The following is a 22,826-nucleotide window of genomic DNA, read 5'->3' as shown; positions in this document are numbered from 1 at the left end:
ACATCCCCCCTAGGAGCAAATCCTACGGGGGACTACAATCCCCTCCCCCGCGCCCTGGCTGATCCACCCCGCATGTCGACCTGCACCGTTTACCCGCTGCCCTACCGGGCCAACCCCGCCGAGTATTTCGCGGCGATTCGCCACGCGCCCGGCGCGGTACTGCTCGACAGCGGCCGCCCGGCTGCGGACCGCGGCCGCTATGACCTGCTCAGCGCTTGGCCGCAAGCCACGTTGACGGTTTCGCCTGATGAAAGCGGCAGCGATTTCCTGCAACGCTTGCGGGAAAACCTCGCGCTGTTGGGTAAGGCAGAGCTTCCGGCCGGATATGAGCTGCCGTTCGCCGGCGGTTTGATCGGTTACCTGAGTTACGACTTCGGCCGGCATTTGGAGCAAATGCCGCACCTGGCGGTGGACGATCTGCATCTGCCGGACGCGCGTTTCGGCCTGTACGCCTGGGCGCTGGTCAGTGATCACCAGGCGCAGACCAGCCAACTGGTGTTCCACCCCACGCTGGCCGACAGCGAGCGACAGCGCCTGATTGCGCTGTTCAACTCATTACCCAAGGCTGCTGCGGCCACCTTTGCCTTGCAGGGGCCGATGACACCGGACATCAGCGCCGAGGACTATCGCCAGGCCATCGTGCGTATCCATGACTATATCCAGGCCGGTGACTGCTACCAGGTCAACTTCGCCCAGCGCTTTCGCGCGCCGTGCAGCGGCGATCCCTGGGCGGCTTACTGCGCGCTGCGCGAAGCCTGCCCGACGCCGTTTTCCGGGTTCCAGAGCCTGCCCGACCACGGCGCGGTGCTGAGCCTGTCGCCGGAGCGTTTCGTACACATCAGCGCGCGCCGGGTCGAAACCCGCCCGATCAAAGGCACCCGCCCACGCGGCCTGACACCCGAAGAAGATGCCGCCCACGCCGCCGAACTGCTGAGCAGCCCCAAGGACCGCGCGGAAAACCTGATGATCGTCGACCTGCTGCGCAACGACCTGGGCCGTACCTGCCGCACCGGCTCGGTCAGCGTGCCGGAGTTGTTCAGCCTGGAAAGCTACCCCAACGTGCATCACTTGGTCAGCAGCGTCATCGGCACCCTCGCCGACGACAAGGACGCCCTGGACCTGATCGCCGGCAGCTTCCCCGGCGGCTCCATCACCGGCGCACCGAAAATCCGCGCGATGCAAATCATCGACGAACTGGAACCGACCCGGCGCGGCCTGTACTGCGGCTCGCTGATGTACCTGGACGTACGCGGCGAGATGGACAGCTCGATTGCCATCCGCAGCCTGTTGGTCAAGGACGGGCAAGTGTGCTGCTGGGGCGGCGGCGGGATCGTCGCGGACTCGCAGTGGGAAGCGGAGTATCAGGAATCGTTGACCAAGGTGCGGGTGTTGTTGCGGACGTTGGAAGGGTTGTAGGTGCTGGAAAGTTCATCGGGGCAAGCCCCCTCTCTCCTGGACCTGCTGCATTCAGGTGGGAGGGGGCTTGCCCCCGATTGGGCCTTCAGCCGCGCTGCAAAGCTTTAAAGACTCAACGACCGATTCGACGCCTTGATAAATTCCTGCTTCAACGCCTCGAACGTATGCACCGCCGGAAACTGCGGGAATTCGCGGATCACATTGTCCGGGGCATGGAACAAGATCCCCTGGTCAGCCTCGCCCAGCATGCTGGTGTCGTTGTAGGAATCGCCGGCGGCGATCACGCGGTAGTACAGGCTCTTGAAGGCCAGGACCGACTGACGCTTGGGGTCTTTCTGGCGCAGTTGGTAACTCACCACGCGGTCTGTCTCGTCGGTGATGAGGCGGTGGCACAGCAACGTCGGGAAGCCCAGCTGGCGCATCAGCGGTTGGGAGAATTCGTAGAAGGTGTCGGACAGAATCACCACCTGGAAGCGCTCGCGCAGCCAGTTGACGAACTCGACGGCGCCGTCCAGCGGCTTGAGGGTGGCGATCACGGCCTGGATGTCGGCAAGCTTCAGGCCGTGTTCGTCAAGGATGCGCAGGCGCTGTTTCATCAGCACGTCGTAGTCGGGAATGTCCCGCGTGGTGGCCCGCAAGGCTTCGATACCGGTTTTTTCGGCGAAGGCGATCCAGATTTCCGGCACCAGCACCCCTTCCAGGTCAAGACAGGCAATTTCCACAAGACACTCCATTTGGATGTTATTGGTTGAGCGAGCAAAAGGCCTGCCGAACTCTAGCGATTCAAGCCCGAAGCCGCAACGCAGGGCGGATTTTGATACCATCGCCCACCTATAGAGCGCTCAGCGCCACTGACCTGCAGGAACCGTGCTGATGAACCAAGCCTTCGATGTCGCTGAACTCGCCGCGACCTATGCCAACAAATCCGCCCAGGACATCCTCAAACTGGCATTCAGCCAGTTCGGCGACGACCTGTGGATCTCTTTCAGCGGCGCCGAGGATGTGGTGCTGGTGGACATGGCCTGGAAGCTGAACAAGAACGTCAAAGTGTTCAGCCTCGATACCGGCCGCCTGCACCCGGAGACCTACCGGTTTATCGAGCAGGTACGTGAGTTCTACAAGATCGACATCGAACTGATCTCGCCGGATCAGAGCAAGCTGGAACCCTTCGTCAAGGAAAAGGGCCTGTTCAGTTTTTATAAGGACGGCCACGGCGAATGCTGCGGCATCCGCAAGATCGAACCGCTGCGGCGCAAGCTCGCCGGTGTCAGCGCTTGGGCCACCGGCCAGCGTCGCGACCAGAGCCCCGGCACACGCAGCCAGGTAGCGGTGATGGAGATCGACACAGCGTTCTCCACGCCAGAGCGCACCTTGTACAAGTTCAACCCGCTGGCGCAGATGAGCAGCGAAGAAATCTGGGGCTACATCCGCATGCTGGAGCTGCCGTACAACAGCTTGCACGAGCGAGGTTTTATCAGCATCGGCTGCGAGCCGTGCACCCGCCCGGTGCTACCGAACCAGCACGAACGCGAAGGGCGTTGGTGGTGGGAAGAAGCCACGCAAAAAGAATGCGGGCTGCACGCCGGGAATATCATCAGCAAAGCCTAAGGGCTGACGCAGTTAAATAGGTGGGAGGGGGCTTGCCCCCGATAACGGTGGATCAGCCAACTGAGTGGTGACTGACACTGGGCTATCGGGGGCAAGCCCCCTCCCACATTTGTTTTGAGTTTTACTTCTAGATGTACACACACCTGTAACCATAGGTGCCATTTATGTGTGCAATCCTCATAAATTCGCACCATAACGTAACACCTCCTCCGCATCATCCTGCGTACTGGCGAATAGCCCCTCTTCAACAGAAAAATAAATAGCTGTTCAAACGGTCAATTTATATTGCTTTGAATTCAGCCAGTTATTTACCCCACCTCTAAAAACGAAATTACCTACAGTTTTGATATGCCAAAAACTGGCACGCATGTGGCTTAAGCTGAAAAGTGCTTTGTATACAATAAATACAAAACCTACATACACTTTGCCATCCGCGGCGTTGCTGCAGATGCCTTGGAGCCTGCCGGAATGCGTACAAGCCTCTCGAATAACATCGCACTGGATCTGCCCTCCTCCGCCCTGAATAACCAGGCCCCAGATCCTGGCCCGCTCGTACTAAGCCCACGCCTGCACAACAAGGACCTGGCGCCGACCAAGGCGCAAGGTCGCCGTTGGGGGCGCTACAGCATCTTTGCGCTGTGGACCAATGACGTGCATAACATCGCCAACTATTCATTCGCGATCGGCCTATACGCCTTGGGCCTGGGCGGTTGGCAGATTCTGCTGTCCCTGGGGATCGGCGCGGCGCTGGTGTACTTCTTTATGAACCTGTCGGGGTATATGGGGCAAAAAACCGGCGTGCCGTTTCCGGTGATCAGCCGCATCAGCTTCGGCATCCACGGGGCGCAGATTCCAGCGCTGATCCGTGCGGTGATCGCGATTGCCTGGTTCGGTATCCAGACCTACCTGGCCTCGGTGGTTTTCCGCGTATTGCTTACGGCGATTCACCCAGGCTTTGCCGACTACGACCACAACTCGATCCTCGGCCTGTCGACCCTGGGCTGGGTGTGTTTCGTGGCGATCTGGTTCGTGCAGCTGGTGATCCTGGCCTACGGCATGGAAATGGTGCGGCGCTATGAAGGGTTCGCAGGCCCCGTGATCTTGCTGACCATGGCCGCGCTGGCCGGTTGGATGTACTTCCAAGTGGACGGCCATATTGCCTGGTCGGTGCGGGAGCCGCTGAGCGGCGGTGAGATGTGGCGCAATATCTTTGCCGGCGGCGCGCTGTGGCTGGCGATCTACGGCACGCTGATCCTCAACTTCTGCGACTTCGCCCGTTCCTCGCCGTGCCGCAAAACCATCGTGGTCGGCAACTTCTGGGGCCTGCCGGTAAATATCCTAGTGTTCGCCGCCATCACCGTGCTGCTGTGCGGCGGGCAGTTTCAACTCAATGGGCGCGTGATCGAGAGCCCCACCGAGATCATCGCAGCGATCCCCAACACCGTGTTCCTGGTGCTCGGTTGCCTGGCGTTCCTGATCGTGACCGTGGCGGTGAATATCATGGCCAACTTTGTGGCGCCGGCCTTTGTGCTGAGCAACCTGGCGCCCAAGTACCTGAACTTCCGCCGCGCCGGGCTGATCAGCGCCACCGTGGCGGTGCTGATCCTGCCGTGGAACCTCTACAACAGCCCGCTGGTGATCGTGTACTTCCTCTCGGGCCTGGGCGCACTGCTGGGGCCGTTGTACGGCGTGATCATGGTCGATTACTGGCTGATCCGAAAAAGCCAGGTGAACGTACCGCAGCTCTACAGCGAAGACCCGCAAGGCGCTTATTACTACAGCCGCGGGGTCAATTTGCGTGCGGTGGCGGCGTTTATTCCGGCGGCGGTGATCGCCATTCTGCTGGCCCTGCTGCCAGGGTTCGCCAGCGTCTCGCCCTTTTCCTGGTTGTTTGGCGCCGGTATTGCAGGGCTGCTGTACCGGCTGATCGCCAAGCGCCAGCCTTTCTATGCCGATGTCAGCGGCGAAAGCATTGCAGTCGATAACGTCAGTCATTAATCAAGGACACCCCATGCGCATCCTCGTGGTCAACGTCAACACCACCGCTTCCATCACCGACACCATTGCCGAGCAGGCGCGGGCCGTGGCCGCACCGGGCACTGAGATTGTCGGGCTCACCCCGTATTTCGGCGCCGAATCGGTGGAAGGCAATTTCGAAAGCTACCTGGCCGCCATCGCCGTGATGGACCGCGTGATGGCATACGACCAGCCGTTCGATGCGGTCATCCAGGCCGGCTACGGCGAACATGGGCGCGAAGGCCTGCAGGAGTTGCTCGACGTGCCGGTGGTGGATATCACCGAAGCGGCCGCCAGCACCGCAATGTTCCTTGGCCATGCCTACTCGGTGGTCACCACTCTGGATCGCACCGTGCCGTTGATCGAAGACCGCCTGAAGCTCGCCGGCCTCTATGCGCGCTGCGCCTCGGTACGCGCCAGTGGCATGGCCGTGCTGGAACTGGAAGAAAACCCGTTGGCCGCTATGGAAGCCATCGTGCGCCAGGCCGAACTGGCCATCCACGAGGACAAGGCCGAAGTGATCTGCCTCGGTTGCGGCGGCATGGCCGGGCTGGATGAGCAGATTCGCCAGCGTACCGGCGTGCCGGTGGTGGACGGCGTAACGGCGGCCGTGACCATTGCCGAATCGCTGGTACGCCTTGGGTTGTCGACCTCGAAGATCAGGACCTATGCCACGCCAAGGCCGAAGAAAGTGATCGGTTGGCCGGGGATGTCCGGGCGCTAGGGCCGCGCTTCGATTAAACCGCGCTAAAGCGCTGCCCCAGGCGCTGCTCGGCAAACTGCTCGATGATGAAATCCACAAATGCCCGGGTCTTGCCGGGCAGCAGCTTGTGCTCGGCGTAGTAGATGGAAATATTGCCGTCGTCCACATACCACTCAGGCAGCACCCGTACCACCGCGCCACTGTCCAGAAACGGCACGGCCATGGGCATGCTCACCAGCGCAATGCCCAGGCCCTGGGCGCTGGCGCAGCAGGCGGCTTCGGAGTCGCTCAAGGTCATGCGCGGTTTGAGCGTCAAGGGGCGTTGCTCGCGGTCGGGACCGGTCAATTGCCAGGTGCGCACGCGGCCGGTTTGCGGCGAGCGGATCAGGATACCCAAGCAACGCCCCAGGTCTTCGGGCCCCTGCACCGGCGGGCGTTTGGCCAGGTAATCCGGCGACGCCACCAACACCCGATGAGCCGGCGCCAGTTTGCGCGCCACCACGCCCTGGGGCAGTTCGAAGCCACCACCGATGGCCGCATCGAAGCCTTGGCCGATCAGGTCCACCTGGCGATTATCGAAGTGCCAGTCCGGGCTGATATCCGGGTAGCGCTCAGTGAATTGCCCCAGCAGCGGCATCACATAACGATTACCGAACACCGTGCCCATGCTCACCTTGAGTGTGCCAGCCGGCCGCCCCTCGGCGCTGGCCAGGTTGGCCACGGCGTTCTGGATGGTGATAAGGCTTGCGCTGACTTCATCGAGGAACAGCTTGCCGGCTTCGGTGAGGGTCAGGCGCCGCGTGCTGCGCTGAAACAGGCGCACGCCGAGGCGCGCTTCAAGCTTGGCCACGCTTTTGCCCACCGCCGCCGGGGTCAGGCTCAAGTGCCGCGCAGCCTCGGCAAAGCTGCCGCCTTCGGCGCTGCGCACAAAGCATTCGATACTGCCAAAGCTTTCCATACCGCCTCACCCTAAACTTTTGGTTTACACAGACTATAGCAATCACGGTCTACCGGCCTGGGTGAGGCAGGTCGATACTCGGCTGCAACAACAGGGCATACCGCCTTGAACAGACAGGAGATCGACATGACTGCACACAACCTGACCGGCAAAGTCGCCTTGATTCAAGGCGGTTCCCGCGGCATCGGCGCCGCCATCGTCCAGCGTCTGGCCGCCCAAGGGGCCGCCGTCGCCTTTACATACGTCAGCTCGGCGACCAAGGCTGAGGCGTTGCAAAACAGCGTGATCAGCGCAGGCGGCCAAGCCTTGGCCATCCACGCCGACAGCGCCGACGCCACCGCGATCCGCAACGCCGTCAGCGCCACCGTCAAGGCGTTCGGTCGCCTGGATATCCTGGTGAACAACGCCGGCGTGCTGGCCATTGCGCCGCTGGAAGACTTCAAGCTGGAGGACTTCGACCAGACCCTGGCGATCAACGTGCGCAGCGTATTTATTGCCACTCAAGAAGCCGCCAAGCACATGAGCGAAGGCGGCCGTGTGATCAATATCGGCAGCACCAACGCCGAGCGCATGCCCTTCGGCGGCGGCGGACCGTATGCCATGAGCAAGGCCGCGCTGGTGGGGTTGACCAAAGGTTTGGCACGGGACCTGGGGCCGCGCGGTATCACCATCAACAACGTGCAACCCGGCCCGGTGGACACCGACATGAACCCAGCCGACAGCGATTTTGCCAAGAGCTTGATCGGCTTGATGGCCATTGGGCGGTACGGGCAGGTGGAGGAGATTGCCAGTTTTGTGGCGTATCTGGCGGGGCCAGAGGCCGGATATATCACCGGTGCCAGCCTGACTATCGACGGTGGTTTCAGCGCCTGAGCCAACAGAGAAGGGGCAAGCCCCCTTCCCTGTTTTGGCCGTGCGTGATCAGGACATCGGCGGTAAGCCATACGCCGCCAGATCAAAGGCCGCGAGTTTGCGGATGATCTGGTCGGCGTGGTGGTACTTGCTGTCGGCCATGGCTTCATCGGGCACAGCGATGGCGGTCATTTGCGCAGCCTTTGCCGCGGTCACGCCGAACGGCGAATCTTCGAACACCAGGCAATCCTTGGGTTCGACCCCCAGACGGCGTGCGGCGGTGAGGAAGATGTCCGGCGCGGGCTTAGCGGCACCGACTTCCGGGTCATCGGCGGTAACGATGGTGTCGAACAACGCAAACCACTCGCGGTGCAAGGTGGTCTTGTGACCGAACGAATTGCGCGAGGAACTGGTGCCCACGGCAATCGGGATGTTGTGCGCCTTCAAATGCCGAACCAGCGCTTCGGCGCCGGGCATGCCCAATGCCTTGGGAAAACGCTCGCTCATCAACGGTTCGCGGATGCGCAGAAATTCGGCCGGGGTGATCGGCAATTCCAGCGCCTTGACCACATACTCGGCCAGGTCCTGGGCACCCCGCCCGATAATGTGCTGCTTGATCCCCCAGTCATAAGAACGGCCGTAGCGCTCGGCAATGATCTGCGTGACTTCGGTGTAGATGCCTTCGGTGTCCAGCAACAATCCGTCCATATCGAAAATCACAGCCTTGATCGGGACAGCGGTACGCGGTGCATTCATCACAACGGATCCTTGGGGGAAGGACTAAAAGGTTTCAGCACAATAGCGGTCACATTGACCTGCGGGCAACCCTTTGGGCGAGGTTGATCCTGCGTCGCGGACAGGATCGCGACAGCTTGGCTGGTGAAGAATCAGTATCCCTCACGCCGTTCACAGAGGCCGCCATGTCCGAAGCCTTCGAAGTCCCCAGCCCCCACGAAAAACATATCGAACACACCACCGAACATGCCCACGCCCGAGGGGATAGTTTCGCCAGTCGCATCGCCGTGATGACCGCGTTGATGGCCACCCTCGGCGCCATGCTCAGCTACCAGGCCGGTTCCACCGAGAGTGAAGCGGCGATGGACAAGAACAACGCCGCGATCATCAAGACCGAAGCCGCCAACCAGTGGAATTACTACCAGGCCAAGTCCAGCCGACAAAACCTGGCGGAGCTGGCCACCCATATCCCCGGCGTGGATGCTGCGCATTATCGGGAAGAGATCGGACGCTACAAAAGCCAGAAGGAGGCCGTGCGCCAACAGGCAGAAAAACTTGAAGCCACCTCACGGGAGTGGGATGAAAAATCCGAACAGGCGCTGCATCGGCACCACCGCTGGGCCCAGGCGATGACTGCGATTCAGATCGCGATTTCGTTGGCGGCAATTACCTTGTTGACGAGGAAGGAGTGGTTGAAGCGGCTTTCGTATACGGCCGCAGGCGTGGCCATGGTGCTGGGCGGGCTGGCGTGGCTGCATGTTTAGCCGCGCGGCGTGAACGAGCCTAATCGTTCAGATTCGTTTCAATTCGTCTATGCAGCGATTACAGTACGCGCCCCCAGGAATTGAATCTTGGGCTTTAGACCATGGAGTTACACAGTGAAGTACGTCAGCAAAGTAGTTGCAGCCGCAGTACTCGGTTTCGCCCTGGCCGGCTGCACCGGCACCGCCATCAAATCCCCACAGTACGACAGCAACCAATACACCGTGCTGGGTCACAGTGAAGCCAGCGCCACCGGCATCATGCTGTTCGGCGTGATCCCGATCGGTCAGAACAGCCGTTTCGTCCGCGCACAAGAAGCGGCCATCAAGGCAAAAGGCGGCGACGCTCTGATCAACACCCAAGTGCAGGAAAAATGGTTCTGGGCCTGGGTGCTCAGCGGTTACACCACCAAGATCTCCGGTGATGTGGTCAAGCTGAAAACCGCGCAGTAAATCCCTCGGGCGTTCCCCTGCGCCCGCGACGTATCATGGGCTGACCCTCCGAGGATGGCCCATGAACCTCAGCATCGTTTATGCCCTCTGCGCCGCCGCCCTGTTCGGCGCCAGCACCCCGCTCGCAAAACACTTCGGCCTGGGCCTCTCGCCCATTCTGCTGGCCGGCCTGCTATACCTCGGCAGTGGCCTCGGCCTCGGCGTGGTGCGCCTGATCCGCGATCGCGGCTGGCAGCACAGCGGGCTGACACCCCATGAATGGCCCTGGTTGCTCGGCGCCATTCTCTTCGGCGGCATCCTCGGCCCCGTCGCCCTTATGTACGGCCTGACCCGCACCGCCGGCGCAACGGCCTCGTTGATGCTCAACCTGGAATCGGTGCTCACCGCCGTGATCGCCTGGCTGGTGTTCCGAGAAAACGCCGACCGCCGTATCGTCCTGGGGATGATCGCGATTGTGCTGGGCGGTGTGGTGTTGTCCTGGTCGGACGGCGCCGGCGCCAGTCGCGACTGGACCGGGCCGCTGGCAGTTGCGCTGGCCTGCCTGTGCTGGGGCATCGATAACAACCTGACGCGCAAGGTTTCCGCTTCGGACGCAGTATTTATCGCCGGCATCAAAGGTTTGATCGCCGGGCTGGTGAATACCGGCCTGGCCGTTTACCTCGGCGCGCAATGGCCGGCCACCGTTCAAATGATGCCAATCCTGCTGGTGGGCTTCCTCGGCTACGGCATCAGCCTCGTCCTGTTTGTACTGGCCCTGCGCGGCCTGGGTAGCGCACGCACCGGGGCGTATTTCTCCACCGCCCCTTTTCTCGGCGCCGCCCTGGCGGTACTGGCGATGGGCGAGTCGGTGTCGATCGCGTTCTGGGTGGCCTCGGCGTTAATGGCGGTAGGCGTGTGGCTGCACCTGACCGAACGCCACGCCCATGAACATCAGCACGAAGCCACGCAACACGGGCACCGGCATGTGCATGACGAACATCATCAGCATGAACATGCGTTTGATTGGGACCCCAATCAGCCACACAGCCATGTGCACGTGCACAGCCCGATCAAGCATAGCCACGCGCATTTTCCGGATGTGCATCATCGCCACAGGCATTGAGGGCCCAATGGCGTGACGGCTGGTCGCAGTTCAGTCCGGCACCTGCTCAACCACCACGCGATTGCGGCCGCTTTGCTTGGCTTGGTATAGCAGTTGATCAGCTCTCTCAAGGACGGCCGATATCGACTCGACCTCAGGACGCCACAGCGCCACCCCCATTGAGACGGTGATACGCCCGACCGTCTCGATGCTGGCCGCCTCGATTGAGGCGCGCAGCCGCTCAGCGACATCGGCCGCTATTTGCAGCGAACTGCCCGGCAATAACAAGACGAATTCCTCTCCCCCCACCCTGCAAGGCATGTCGTTGGCGCGTGAGTTCTGCTGCATGAGTTCGGCAATGGCGCGCAGCGTTTCATCCCCCACACCGTGGCCGAACGTATCGTTGACGTGCTTGAAATGATCGATGTCGACCGAAACCACGGCAAACGCTTTGCCTGTCTCCTGCCACAACGCCAGAACGTCCTGCATGGCCCGGCGGTTGGCCAGCCCCGTCAGCGCATCCGTATGGGCCTGATGATTGAGCTTGCCGATCTTTTCCTGCAACAGGGTCGCGCCCAGCAACAGCGCTCGGCGGATCTGCCAACTTTCGAAATAACGCGCAGGCACTGCGCTGATGCGCGCGTAGCTGTCAGGCATGTCCAGCCGTTTGGCACAGTCGGCCAGCCGCGATAATGGGGCCGAGATCCTTGCGCCCAACCACCAGATCAGAACGATCCCGAACAGCGCCAACGGGGCTATACCTTGAGCGACTTTGGTCATCGTCCGGCGCAGAACTGCCTGGATATTCTCCAAGGGCTGCTGCGAGATCACCCCCCAACCGCTGCTGGGCACCCGAGCGAAACCGGCGAGCATTTGCACATCGTGCTCATCCTTAGCCTGTAAGGTGCCTGAGGCCTCGCGGAGCGATGCGCTGGCGATCAGGTCCGTGCCCCTGACACTGCCTATCTGCGCAGGATCGCTGTGATAGAGCACCTGGCGCGCAGCGTCGACCAAGTAGAAATGCGCGCCATCCTTGCGCACATTCGTGTCCATGAGGGCTTGAAGGGTGTTGCTCTGCTCCAACCGGATAGTGCCGCCGATCAAGCCCAGATACTCTCCGCCCGTACCGAATATGGGTTGAGAGATAAACACCACCAAATTGCCGGAGATCGACCTGAAGGCGTTGCTGATTTTCGGCGTGCGCAGCGTCAAAGGTTCTTTGTGCTGCAACGTGCGGCCATTGAGTTGAAGGTTTTCAGGCGCGGAAGCAATGATGGTACCGTCCGCGCTGGCGACCAGTACGGAGTTGAAACTGGCGTCCTGCTCAAATAAGCGCTTGGCCTCACGGGTCAAAGCACTTTTGTCGCCAAACGCTTTGCCAATACCCGCTGCACCATATTTCAATTTATCGAGATCGGCGTCCAATACCTGCTCGACACTGCGGGCGATACGGGCGGCGTAGTTTTTATTGACGTCCAGCGCCCCTTCAATGAGTTCCTGCTTCTGGATCTTGAACATGACCCAGAAACTGTTGACCAGGGTCGCAACAGCAGAAAGCAGTACAAAAATAAGAATCAAACTACGAAGGTTGAGCGTGGGCTTCGGTCGAGTGGTCATCTACACAATCCGGGCAAGGCGAAGGTTGTACAACGAACAAGATAACGTTTAAGTCGCCCTTTACGGGGAATTGTCAGTGAATGTCGGTAAAATGCGGGCATCTCGAGTCAAGCTTGGCATTCATCCGACGGTTAGAAAATGGAATTCAGGTTTGCTTCGACATAACAAGGCTGCGCCAACATGAAGATGCTCGTCATCGTTTCGCTGGGGATACTATCGCTGACCCAAACCCCGATCGCCCTTGCGGACACTGCGAATGGCAAAAACCTCTTTTTACAACGATGCGCCATATGCCACGGACCCGACCTCAAAGCAACAGGACCTTTGGCGACAAGAAGCACCCCACCTACGCCTGATCTCACCGCACCGGTTTTCAAGAAACGTTTAAATGACTACCCAGGCGTTATTGTGTCGTCGGTTATCCTTCGCCCAAACGGCAACTTGATTCCCCGGACCTTGCAGGAAAACGGTGTAAAGCTGCCAGCGCACGCTTGGAGCGTTCAGGACCTGCGGGATTTGAATGATTATATGCGCGGGATGATTGTAAAAAGTCGGTGACGCAGACGGGGCTGGGCACAGCGCACGGTGTCCAACCCTGTATTTAAGAACGCCAGAAACCACAAACCCCCGGCTCTTGTTAAGAAACCGGGGGTTTGTGTTTGTAGAATGTGGCGGTGAAGGAGAGATTCGATTTGAACGGGTGCTCGGGTCAACGAGGCCCGTATTACGGGGCTTTCAGCGTGCATAGTAGTACAAATGAGTAGTACAATCCGTTGTATCACTTCCCGCTCTATGGCGCTTCAATGGCAGACAATCTAATCCAGAAGAAAGGCGAATCCACTTGGTACGTCAGGCTGGCTGTTCCTGTCGATGTACAGAAAGCCATTGGCTGCAAGGTGCTGATTCAGTCGTTGAAGACTGGGCTGCGTAAAGAAGCAATGGACGCACGTCTTCCGATCCTTACCAAGTGGAAAGCTCAGTTTCAGGCAGCACGGGATAAGCGCACCAACCGTGGTGATGCTTGGAAAGAGCGAATCGCTCAAGACGCTCAAGACTTCAACCAGATCACCCGCCAACTCAAAATTGACACCGCACTTGGCGAAGCCAAACCCACGCATCTCGATATCGATCCGGCTCACTTAGAAGAGTTGCGGCAGTTCGTGTTCAGTGACACGGAAGACGGGAGACGGCGACGAGCTGAAGCAGACGCTGTGTATGCTAAGCACGGCTTGGAGGGCGAGATTGCGATTCATGATCTTGTACATAAAATGCTGCTCGAAACGTGGGGCGGTTTGACTGCACATGCCAATGACTTTTCGTCGTCAGAGGCGGAAGAGATGCAAGTCATTTTGGCTGACCCCACCTCCCACAAGGTCAGATCGCCAATCACTACAGCACGCCTGAAGGCGTTCAGAGAGTTCAGGGAGAGTCGGGGCGGCGCTCCGAAACACATTGATCAGCAGGTTGGGAAGATGGAGCGTCTGTCGGAGTTTCTGAAGAAAGACGGCCTGCCTCTAACCTTTGACACCGTAGACGTTTGGCTGAAATCCCTAGACAGAGCACCCGCGACACTGAGCCAGTATCTAATGGCTGGCACAGCGTTCTGGAAATGGGCGATGAAGTATGACGCCGGGTGGCGTGACCAGTTTAAGGACAAGGTGAATCCGTTCGTTGGTCACGATCTGCCCCAGGGTGGGGGCGCGGAAACAGCAGGCAAGGACAGGGAAATCTATACGAAGGCTGACACTCTCAAGCTGCAACGTGCCGCGCTGGATAACGATGACCAACCGCTTGCAGACCTCATCGCTTTGGGCTGGTACACGGGGGCCAGGATCGAAGAGCTTTGCCGACTGACTAAGGACAGCGTGATAACCATTGATGGTATCCAGTGCTTTGATTTCCCAAGGAGCAAGAGCAAGGCGAGCAAACGTGTGGTGCCGATTCATCCGGGCTTGCTTGCTACTGTGGATCGACTCCGCAAGGACAGTACAGACACCTTCCTCATCCCCGCAGAGTCAGCCGATAAGTATGGCAAGCGGTCACACGCAATCTCCAAAGCGTTTGGCAGGCTACGCACAGCAGCGGGCTTCAGTAAGCTGCACGTCTTCCACAGCTTCCGTCATACCGTGGTTACCGAACTGATCAGGGCTGACGTACCTGACGCCTTGGCGAAAGAGTTGGTTGGGCACGAAACGGGGTCTGTGACGCACGATGTGTATTCGAAGGGTGCGAGCACTGCACAGAAGCTGGCGGCAGTCTCTAAGCTGCCCGCCCTGTCTCCGAGGGGCGTTTAGCCACTACTGGCTACTGAATGCTATCGTACTATTAGAGCCGCCTTCATGGGACCTTGTTGCGAGAAGCTTCCCGGCTTCATCCCTAAGAACGAACTCTCTATCGCTGAAAGACGTCTGATTACCCGTCGAAGGAATTCTACATGACCGCCGAGCTTCACATCGCTGACCAGATGTCACTCAAAGCTGTAGAAGAATCTGCAAAACTTGATCAGTTTCTGCTGGGTGCGACAGTAGCTATATGTGCATACCTTGCACAGAGTAATATCTACACTCCCCTTGGGATGAATCGCAGTACAGCTATGATTGGGTGCATGTTGATTTTTGCTACTAGCGCGGCACTCGGGTTTATGCGTATGAACATTGTCGTGAAGGTGTATCACCAGAACGCCGAGCTTGTTTCCCCAAAAAATGCTGGGAAGGAGAGCAAATATCAGGACGAGTGTCAGCGGCTATTGTGTTGGGGCAAATGGTACGGTCACACACGAAATGCTCTTCTGTTCGCAGGGCTCGCAGCCTTCATCGCCGTTAAGGTTGGAGCGTCCTACTACTGCCTAGGCTGCATGCCTCGCCTTCCAGTCTGACAGACTACAAAAACTTGATTGCCTTGAGATCAAATTGCCACTATTTTGAAGGCTCATTTTATTCCCAAGGACGACTCTATGAAATCAAGGAACCTGTACACAATCCACGATGTGATCATTAGAAACTACACGGTCACAGCAATGCCCTCAGGCAAATTTCTGCACCAGTTCAATCCGCTGACCACTGATACCTTGTACCAATTCGAAACCAACAGCAGCAATGCGGAGCTGGTGAACGGAGACCGTTACAACATCGGCTTCATTGCAGACGCAGCAGGACGGAATATTATCGAGCCGTCAGCCCTGGGAAAGGCTGACACCGCTAACAAACTACTGAGCTATTCGGCGGCAAAACACTTCTCGATAGACAAGCTGGCTGAAAATAAAGGCAAGAATGACGCACGAGTGAAGCACCGTGCAAAAGACGGCTACTACTGGGGTCGTAAGTATGCATGGCGCCGTTTCGGATTGGTGATCGCAAAGAGCGCGTTCTACCAATACCTTGAAGAGATTGCCCACCCATTCGTCCCGTGCAAGACCATCAATGATGATGTGGGAATACACTCAAATGAGGAATCGATAGCTTTTAAGGAAGAAGGTCTGGAAGAGGCTATGGACCGCCTCATTGAAACCGCTGAGCGGGTTGGGCGGTACTTTAAATCGCCGCTCTACAGCAAGAAGTTTCAGGTTCGCCCAGTCAACGCTATTTCCGACAAGAAATAATTTCTTGCCCCCCTCCTCCGAAAATAAAAGAGGGTGAGGACTCCTTTGCTTTGGAGTCCCGCCCGCAAGGCGAATCACTAGGGTTACAAGAAACAGCCTTATACCCCGCCCCCTCACGCAGCCTGTCGATTGCAGCAGTGATTCCTTTGGCGTTCATATCAAGTTGCTCCAACTCGGTGACAACATTCTGGTGTGTGTCAGCCGCCCCGTGCCGCGATCCATAAGGCCAGTTCTTCAAGACCAGCAGCGATTGCATGCTGATTGAGCAAGAGCAGTTCCAGGGCATCGGCCATTGTTTCTTGGCTTGTGGTCATGATCTTCATCCTTGGCTGTGAGGGACATTGTAGTTCCCAAGGGTGATTTCTGTGCAATCTCCAAATTCCCGCCGTGGAAAACGGCCTCATGCTTCATGGGTTTGGGTTCTTGGCTAGGAAAATAATGAGAGCGGTGTTTAGGAAAGTGGAGTTTTCGCTAGAGCTTCTCAGTGCGAACACAGGCACCCTGTTTTGAAAGCTGAACGATTCTAAAATAAGTGACACCATCGTCAGCGAAGTCTAGCTGCACTCATGCCTATTCTGGCTGCTGTGGGCGTGTGTGGAAGGTGTTTGGCAGGGATGGTGCAGGTGAGAACGCGTCAGCTTAAAATGGCTACGAGCCCCGTAAACCGTGGCTTAGGGGCGAATCCATTCCGGTAGAATGGCTACTACTGGCCCGTTATGCGGCATTCTTCTTTGCACGTTGCACAGTGGACGGGTTGATATCCAGTTCAGCAGCGACAGCACGTACAGACTTGCCAGAAGCCAGCAGGGCCAGGATCGCAGCATCATCAACTGACTTCACTCGACCTTTGTAGACACCCTTCTGTTTAGCCTTGGCGATACCTTCCCTTTGACGCTCCTTCATCACTTCACGTTCGAACTGGGCGAAGCTGCCCATCATGTTCAGCATCAGTTTCTGCATGGGCGAGTCGTCGCCGGTGAATGTCAGACTCTCTTTGTGAAACTTGACGTGTGCACCCTTGGCGTTGATGTCAGCAACGATCTTGAGCAGGTCGGACATGGAGCGAGCCAGACGGTCAATCGAATGCACGTGAACAACATCACCAGCACGTGCCCAATCGATCATGGCGAGCAGTTGAGGACGATCAGTAGTCGCACCAGACAGCTTGTCAGTGAATGTTTTGTCGAACGTCATTCCATCAAGTTGACGGTCAGTGTTCTGGTCAACTGTCGAAACTCGAATGTAGGCGATGTTGGTCATGTCAGGCATCCCGTGTGCTTATGACTCTAGATGTGTGCATCTTATCTGTATGCACTACCAGAATCAACCCTAATGCACACGATTCTGCTAGTTCTGGCGTATGCACGGAGCGTGTGCCCTAGACCCTGCCCTATTGCACACGCTGACCGCTGAAAAAGAGTCCAAGCACCTGCGCCCCAAGAGAGTCAGTGACACATCGTCAATGGTAATGAAGTTCAGACGCTCGGAAGCCGCACCCGTGATGTTCCGCCCCTCCAAAGTGCGAAATTTTGCCGCCGCCGCGAGAGAGAAAGCGCAAAGTCAAGTAGAACCAGCTATGTGCTACGCACGACAACTTGGTGCTTCTGCAATACAAGATTGTTCACACTTGGCTGTAAGCCTTAGCCCGCTTGGGGTGTGGGCAGACTTGAAGGTGGGGAGTTACTTGGACCGAGGTCCGGGAGGGAGAAACTGAAAGCTGATCGTTTTGAGGGTGCATATAATCAAAACGTAGTTTTACTGGTGTATTCTTGATGTTTTATTTATATAAACATACATCACGAGAGAAAATTAATCTGTCGTAACCGACAGGGGGTGCTATCCAGAACGGACGTTCTGAGAGGGTTAACACTTGTCCTAACGGACAGAAGCAAGATCAAGAGCAGAAGCTTGGTTTCGTAGTGACGTTGGTATGTATGGGCGGGGTGTCAGGAAGAGCAGCGGTGGTGCGAGGATCGATGCTCCGCAGGTGCAATTCCAGTTGGAGCATACACCGCGTGAGGACACGCAGTGTCCATTAATTCACTCTTCCTGTCAAGCACTTTCGATAGCGTAAGGCTATCGATGATGTTCTTATCGCGCTCTTGCACGGAGGATGTTCTATCACGCTCCGGGCAAACAACTTGCAGAGTGGAAAACGCTGGAGGCCACGTAAACCGTGGCTATCAGAGGGGTAGCACTTCAATCTTCATTTCAAGATAAGAGCAGTGACAGGGTGTGTTTCCGATCGTTAGAACGGGACGAATCCATAGCCAGCAGCTTCGTTAGCCTCACACATACGCAGAAGCTCGATGTTCGCACGCATGTTCGCCTCACGCTGAGCTAAGGCTTGCAGGGCGAGTTCCTGCATTCTCGCTTTGATGACGGTTGTTCGGGCCAGTGCAGCACGGGTCGGCAAACGCAGGTCGAATTTCAGTTCGTCGATAACATCGTCATATTCGAAGTGACCGTGTAGCAGCTTGCTCAACGTGATCTGTGAATCTGGAGACAGCGAGTCATGGTGAAAGCCATCCTTCGTGTATTCACGGCAGATGTCTGCGTAGTCTTCAAGCTCTGGTCTGAATCCAGAGTGACGAATCAACTCTTGGATCAGCATTGCAGATGGCGACAGTCTTTCACCACGCATTAGGGGTTTGAACTGGGCCTTGCACTGGATAGTTTCGATTGCTGCAACCAGTTGTGGCGTTGTGGCTTTCTTGTCAGCCAGCAGGGCCAGGAATGGCGAGTGAGATTCGTCAGCAGGGTTTACCAGACTGGAGAGTGTTTTTAAGGCTGCTGCGCGTTGAGATGGGTTCAACTTCACCTTCTTGCAGAACGCAATGACGGTATCAAGGCCGATGTAGGCAATGGCTCGTTCAAGTACGTCCTTGTCAGATTCCAAGATGGTGTTGCCCAGTTTCATGTCAGAGCGATACATGAAGACGCCTGCGTTGTTGATGTGGGCGTTAGAATGGTGAAGGTTGAGTTTGGCGGGCAGAACGATCAGGTTGTCTGCACACAGCATCCCTAGAATGAATTCGTGCTTCACCGGGGCGATATGACCAACGTGAAAAGGATCGCTACGCTTACCGTCAGCAAACATTGTTGGGCCTGTTAGCACGTTGGCGACCAGACGTGTACGGACAACGCCATAGAGGGCTTCCAAGGCTTCGACACTGCCCACCAGTTTATCAAGAACGTGGAGAGTTCCAGCACGTTGCACTTCCTTGCTGATGTAGATGAGGAAGTGGTTAGTCTTGGGAATCTCGTATGTGGACTTACGCTTGGTGGTGATGTTCTTTGCAGCTTGGCAACTAGAGCAGCAGTAGATTTTGCGGCTGTCTGTTGTGGAGAACTTAGCTTTGCAGGATGGGTTCTTACAAGTGCGGCGATGTTGCTTACTCGGTTTTGTTGCTCTGGTCACGTGTGTTTGCTCCAATCAGGATTGCGGTAAGTGGGTTGTTCGCCATGAAGGTGTGGCGGCACTCGTTGTTGCAGAATGGGCGAACTCGTTTACTTACGAACACATGGCCGCAGTTCTTGCAGGTGGAAGTCTTTAGACTCATAAGTGTTTCTCCATTTGATGAATGATTTTTTCAGTAGCGAGAGCGTAGGCCGGGAATTTCCCTGACGGCATACATGGTGTAGGCATCGTCTCGAAACTCTGCTTCGCTTCTGCCTGCGATAACACTTCTAATCAAGTGATCGATCAGTGGTTTAAAGAGGACCGGGACGTGTTCGCCATACCAGTTTGAGAGGTATCGTTTAGCGGCTTGTGCTTCGTCTGGGGCACATTGGATATCGTTGTAATCGGACACAGGGTGTTCTCCATTTTGATGAGTTGGGTGTTTGTGTTTAAACAGGATGCAACAGGCCAGCCAGAAGCTCGTCAGGGACGTTCTAGGAAGAGTTTAAAGGCTGAGCAGTGCTGTAGTGGCACTTAGAGCAAAGAAGCTCTCATAATGCACTGTCGGGACTTGTAGCGGTAAAGCAAGAAAGGGATGAAACTGAAGATTAGAACACAATGAAATTCTCACATCTAAATGTTAACATTAAACTCTCACACGTCAACCCTCCAGGGCAACTTTGTCAAGATTTATTTCTTGCCAAACCTCTGTTGGAGGATTTGGATAGTTCTTTCGGCAGACGTGATTGTGGCGGACTTTTCGACTCTAACAACCTCAATATCGGTGCCGCTCAAACTTAAAGCTTGAAGTGCGAGCCAGACATGTTCGGTTGCACGGAGGTCGGTTAGGCCAAGGGCTTCCCTCAAGTCATCCAGTAATAGTGGGTTAAATGGAGTGGTCACTCTGACTCATTCCACACACTGAACATAGTTTCGGCGTCCGTCCTGAACTGATGTTCAGGGACGCCGCGTGTGATGGCCGTTACCAAACGACTAACAAGATCAGGCATCATGTATGGCGTGTGTTGCCCGAAAGTGTCGGCAATGTAGCTGTAAGCGGCTTCGTACCGATCACGGTGATTCTTGATCTGGCTATACTGTATATTCATTGTTGGATTCTCCTATCTAGGTGGCAGGTTGCACAACTGATCATTGTTTTCTCGCTTACAGATGATTAGTGCTAGCAGTCGCGTTGCCTTGGATACTTCCGTCACTGTGTCGAGCACTCTGTTCTGGGATTCAAGAATACGGTTATCTGCATATCGACGTGATTCGTCAATCATGAGGCTCGTATCTCTAGCAAGTTTTTGCTGTGACTGATATGTGTAGAAAATGAAGATCAGGATGAGTGACAGGGCCACCATCCTGATAAAGTTTAAAAGAGCTGTCACTGTCGTTCTGCCTGTTGTGCCCTAGCCTGTCCAAGCATACTGCGAACTGCATCAGCAGACAGGCCAGGAATTTTACCCTCTAGAGTTCCGATCTCAGACCTGACTTTGGTCAAGAACTCTTGAGCGTCTTTCTCGGTTGCACTACCTGCAATTGTGACATCGACTTGATTGTTCACGGTGATAGGCTGATTGAACACTTGGCTTGTTGTTGTAGCGGCCTGCATCTGCCCTGAGTCAGACATTGCACTCTGCATCGCACTGAAAGTGTCAGCAAGCGACGACATACTGTTAGGAATCTTGTAAGTCTTATCCATCGTAGGCTTTGGCGTCAGAGTAGAGGAGTCAAGTTCAGGGAGCTTGAATTCGCCAAGTGACATGTCACGATCTTTACGTGCTTGAGCATTGCGTTCAGTTACACCAAAAATCTTGTCTAGGAAGTTGTCATAAAATCCTTTGTCTCGATTACCGAGTGGGTCAACCTTGTCGTACTCTGGAGTGTTAAACCAATTGAACATGGCAGGCATATCAACGGTGGTCATACGGTCTGCCATCTGATCGCCTTGCGATTTCGTGGAGCCGTCCAGGTTGCGTCCAAACATGAACCTCAGTAGACTGGTCTGGGCATTTGTCAGACCTTCGTCAAAACCTTTGAGTGCCACACGGGTAGACTCAAGGTCTGTATTAACATCTTGCCACGCCTTTACATTGTCTTTCATTGCAGAGCTAAGGTTTTGATCGGTGTTAACTTGATTGGTGTTTAGGAAAGCTTGGTTATCAGCTTGTGCCTTGGCGAACCCTACAGTTTTCTTCCGGTCTTCAAGCATCCCTTGATTTTCATCAACCATGTACCCCATGGCTTTTTCGTACCAATCATACTTAACGCCCTTGCCTGCTTTTAGGTCTTTGTTAAGTTGAACACGGGCTTTCTTAACGTCCTTAATCCCTTTCTCTTCACCGTAAGCACGGGCCAAGTATGGGGCAAGAAGTGGTAGGCGGTCGTTAATAATATTGGCGTCACTGGCTGCACCAGTTCCATCAGAGGACATTTGACCAAGTTGCTTATTAAGTTCTTTGGCATCTTCTCTAGACGCACCGCCAATGGCGAATGCTTGTTGACGGAGCTTGTAACCCTTCATAATATCGTCAGGCTTCTTGCCATACGCTTGTTGGGCCATTACAAAGTTGCGGAAGTCCTTTGCACTCTCAACGTCAACAGTATTACCACTGTCATTAGTGGCTTTGATGTACTGCTCTCGCCACATCTTCTGCTGAGCGGGGTCACGGCTGATGGCTGTGAAGTTGCTATTAAATGCTTCGGCATCCATAACACTCTCTTTCCGCTCTTCGACGCGCTCCCCAAGTTTACCAATCAGGCCATTCAGGGCAGACACTGCAATCCCGATACCACCGATTGCACCACCTAGAGCCAATACACCGCCGATACCAGACCCGAACATGCCATTATTAGCAGGCGCTGGTGCGTTCTGACGGGCTTGCCAAGCTTGGTGACGCTGTTGTGCCCATTGGAAGCGTTGAGCGCTCTGGGTGCTGTTCTGTGCCTTGTTCGCTGCTGTCTGCTGGGCTGCTGCCTGTTGAATGGCGGCGCGTTGAGCACGAATGTGAGCTTGCTGCTGGGCATGGTTGATTTGCTGTTGAATACGTTGCAACTTGCCTTGGCTCATCAAATGGTTGTTGGCTGCCTTCTGAGTGTTCGCTGCTAGTTTCTGCTGAATAGCCTGTAGTCGGGTTTGCTTAGCGACGGAGGCCACGAGCGCATTCTGAGTCGCCAATTGAGCCTTAGACGCTGCACCACCGGCAGCTTGGCTTGCTGCTGCCTTGGCTGCGACAACAGCGGCGTCCTTCTGGCTTTGCAGAGAAGCACTGTTGAGCTGGTTCTGCGCTTTGGTGCCAGCATACTTTAGTTTCTGCTGAGTCAGTTCTGCGGTGAAAGTCTTGCGTTGCTGGTTACCCAGCGCGGCTTCAGCTTGTGCCTGACGTTTTAGAGCATTATCAAGTTTGGCCTTAGCCTTATCCACTTGACTGGCGTCCACCTTGATTTTGAATGTTTTGCTAAACGCCGCGTTCAACTTATTGGCAGCGACTTGTAAACCGTCCATCTTGCGGGCAGCTTGTTGCAAATATTGGTTAAAGCGTTGGAGGGTCTGAAGCCCTTGAACGTTGAATTTTAACGTACCCGTAAGGCGGGCTATTTCCTCGTGCATTGACATGGTTTT

At 56.2% G+C, this 22,826-nt stretch carries 19 protein-coding genes; 12 read left to right on the top strand and 7 right to left on the bottom strand.

Features of this window, described 5'->3' with window-relative positions:
* Positions 1–72: 72 nt before the first annotated feature.
* Positions 73–1,416, top strand: coding sequence for an aminodeoxychorismate synthase component I (gene pabB / locus K1567_RS23790; RefSeq protein WP_034099737.1), 1,344 nt, complete (start codon positions 73–75; stop codon positions 1,414–1,416).
* 104 nt (positions 1,417–1,520) lie between these two features.
* Here pabB and thrH read toward each other — a convergent pair whose 3' ends face one another.
* Positions 1,521–2,138, bottom strand: a complete 618-nt coding sequence (gene thrH / locus K1567_RS23785) for a bifunctional phosphoserine phosphatase/homoserine phosphotransferase ThrH (protein ID WP_034114837.1) — start codon at positions 2,136–2,138, stop codon at positions 1,521–1,523.
* A gap of 151 nt (positions 2,139–2,289) precedes the next feature.
* On the opposite strand from thrH, the gene K1567_RS23780 reads away from it, so the two are divergent.
* From K1567_RS23780 to K1567_RS23770, 3 genes are all read left to right on the top strand, one after another.
* Complete coding sequence (locus tag K1567_RS23780) at positions 2,290–3,024, top strand: phosphoadenylyl-sulfate reductase (protein ID WP_034099739.1); 735 nt, start codon at positions 2,290–2,292, stop codon at positions 3,022–3,024.
* 468 nt (positions 3,025–3,492) lie between these two features.
* On the top strand, positions 3,493–5,022 hold the full coding sequence (locus K1567_RS23775; protein ID WP_047881270.1) for an NCS1 family nucleobase:cation symporter-1: 1,530 nt from the start codon (positions 3,493–3,495) through the stop codon (positions 5,020–5,022).
* Between the two features lie 13 nt (positions 5,023–5,035).
* A complete protein-coding gene (locus tag K1567_RS23770) occupies positions 5,036–5,764 on the top strand; it encodes an aspartate/glutamate racemase family protein (RefSeq protein ID WP_099312247.1) in 729 nt (242 codons plus the stop codon).
* Positions 5,765–5,777: 13 nt separating this feature from the next.
* On the opposite strand, the gene K1567_RS23765 is transcribed toward K1567_RS23770, so the two are convergent.
* Positions 5,778–6,701: a LysR family transcriptional regulator gene (locus tag K1567_RS23765; protein WP_169868641.1), complete on the bottom strand. Its 924-nt coding sequence runs from the start codon at positions 6,699–6,701 to the stop codon at positions 5,778–5,780.
* A gap of 126 nt (positions 6,702–6,827) precedes the next feature.
* Here K1567_RS23765 and K1567_RS23760 point away from each other — a divergent pair, with 126 nt between their 5' ends.
* Complete coding sequence (locus tag K1567_RS23760; protein ID WP_220698928.1) at positions 6,828–7,574, top strand: 3-oxoacyl-ACP reductase family protein; 747 nt, start codon at positions 6,828–6,830, stop codon at positions 7,572–7,574.
* A 48-nt stretch (positions 7,575–7,622) separates the two neighbouring features.
* Here K1567_RS23760 and K1567_RS23755 read toward each other — a convergent pair whose 3' ends face one another.
* Positions 7,623–8,309, bottom strand: coding sequence for an HAD-IA family hydrolase (locus K1567_RS23755; RefSeq protein WP_169868639.1), 687 nt, complete (start codon positions 8,307–8,309; stop codon positions 7,623–7,625).
* 164 nt (positions 8,310–8,473) lie between these two features.
* On the opposite strand from K1567_RS23755, the gene K1567_RS23750 reads away from it, so the two are divergent.
* The 3 genes from K1567_RS23750 to K1567_RS23740 all read left to right on the top strand — a co-directional run bounded on the left by K1567_RS23750 (position 8,474) and on the right by K1567_RS23740 (position 10,604).
* A complete protein-coding gene (locus K1567_RS23750; RefSeq protein ID WP_169868638.1) occupies positions 8,474–9,052 on the top strand; it encodes a DUF4337 domain-containing protein in 579 nt (192 codons plus the stop codon).
* Between the two features lie 114 nt (positions 9,053–9,166).
* Positions 9,167–9,502 (top strand): hypothetical protein, encoded by a 336-nt coding sequence (locus K1567_RS23745; RefSeq protein WP_034099746.1) that lies wholly within the window; start codon positions 9,167–9,169, stop codon positions 9,500–9,502.
* A gap of 61 nt (positions 9,503–9,563) precedes the next feature.
* Positions 9,564–10,604, top strand: a complete 1,041-nt coding sequence (locus K1567_RS23740) for a DMT family transporter (protein ID WP_034099747.1) — start codon at positions 9,564–9,566, stop codon at positions 10,602–10,604.
* Between the two features lie 30 nt (positions 10,605–10,634).
* Here K1567_RS23740 and K1567_RS23735 read toward each other — a convergent pair whose 3' ends face one another.
* Positions 10,635–12,200, bottom strand: a complete 1,566-nt coding sequence (locus tag K1567_RS23735; RefSeq protein WP_034099748.1) for a sensor domain-containing diguanylate cyclase — start codon at positions 12,198–12,200, stop codon at positions 10,635–10,637.
* Between the two features lie 180 nt (positions 12,201–12,380).
* Between K1567_RS23735 and K1567_RS23730 the strand changes: the two genes are divergently transcribed.
* The 4 genes from K1567_RS23730 (at position 12,381) to K1567_RS23715 (ending at position 15,798) form a co-directional block, all read left to right on the top strand.
* Entirely contained in the window at positions 12,381–12,758 is a 378-nt protein-coding gene (locus tag K1567_RS23730; RefSeq protein WP_047881265.1) for a c-type cytochrome, read from the top strand.
* Positions 12,759–13,003: 245 nt separating this feature from the next.
* A complete protein-coding gene (locus K1567_RS23725; RefSeq protein WP_220698927.1) occupies positions 13,004–14,494 on the top strand; it encodes a site-specific integrase in 1,491 nt (496 codons plus the stop codon).
* Positions 14,495–14,634: 140 nt separating this feature from the next.
* The gene (locus K1567_RS23720; RefSeq protein ID WP_220698926.1) at positions 14,635–15,075 is read left to right on the top strand and encodes a hypothetical protein; all 441 of its coding nucleotides are present in this window, start codon (positions 14,635–14,637) and stop codon (positions 15,073–15,075) included.
* A 78-nt stretch (positions 15,076–15,153) separates the two neighbouring features.
* Entirely contained in the window at positions 15,154–15,798 is a 645-nt protein-coding gene (locus K1567_RS23715) for a hypothetical protein (RefSeq protein ID WP_220698925.1), read from the top strand.
* 714 nt (positions 15,799–16,512) lie between these two features.
* Here the strand turns inward: K1567_RS23715 and K1567_RS23705 are convergent.
* From K1567_RS23705 to K1567_RS23695, 3 genes are all read right to left on the bottom strand, one after another.
* Positions 16,513–17,058 carry a recombinase family protein gene (locus K1567_RS23705; protein ID WP_220698924.1) on the bottom strand — a complete coding sequence of 182 codons (546 nt, stop codon included), beginning with the start codon at positions 17,056–17,058 and terminating at the stop codon, positions 16,513–16,515.
* A 988-nt stretch (positions 17,059–18,046) separates the two neighbouring features.
* Positions 18,047–19,219: a hypothetical protein gene (locus K1567_RS23700; RefSeq protein ID WP_220698923.1), complete on the bottom strand. Its 1,173-nt coding sequence runs from the start codon at positions 19,217–19,219 to the stop codon at positions 18,047–18,049.
* Positions 19,220–20,588: 1,369 nt separating this feature from the next.
* The gene (locus K1567_RS23695; protein WP_220698922.1) at positions 20,589–22,820 is read right to left on the bottom strand and encodes a tape measure protein; all 2,232 of its coding nucleotides are present in this window, start codon (positions 22,818–22,820) and stop codon (positions 20,589–20,591) included.
* Positions 22,821–22,826 lie beyond the last annotated feature (6 nt).

This window comes from Pseudomonas sp. S5F11 (assembly GCF_019641515.1).
GTDB classification, from domain to species: Bacteria; Pseudomonadota; Gammaproteobacteria; order Pseudomonadales; family Pseudomonadaceae; genus Aquipseudomonas; species Aquipseudomonas rhodesiae.
The sequence above is the reverse complement of the archived record's forward strand: the minus strand, read 5'-3'. Positions and strand labels throughout refer to the sequence as shown.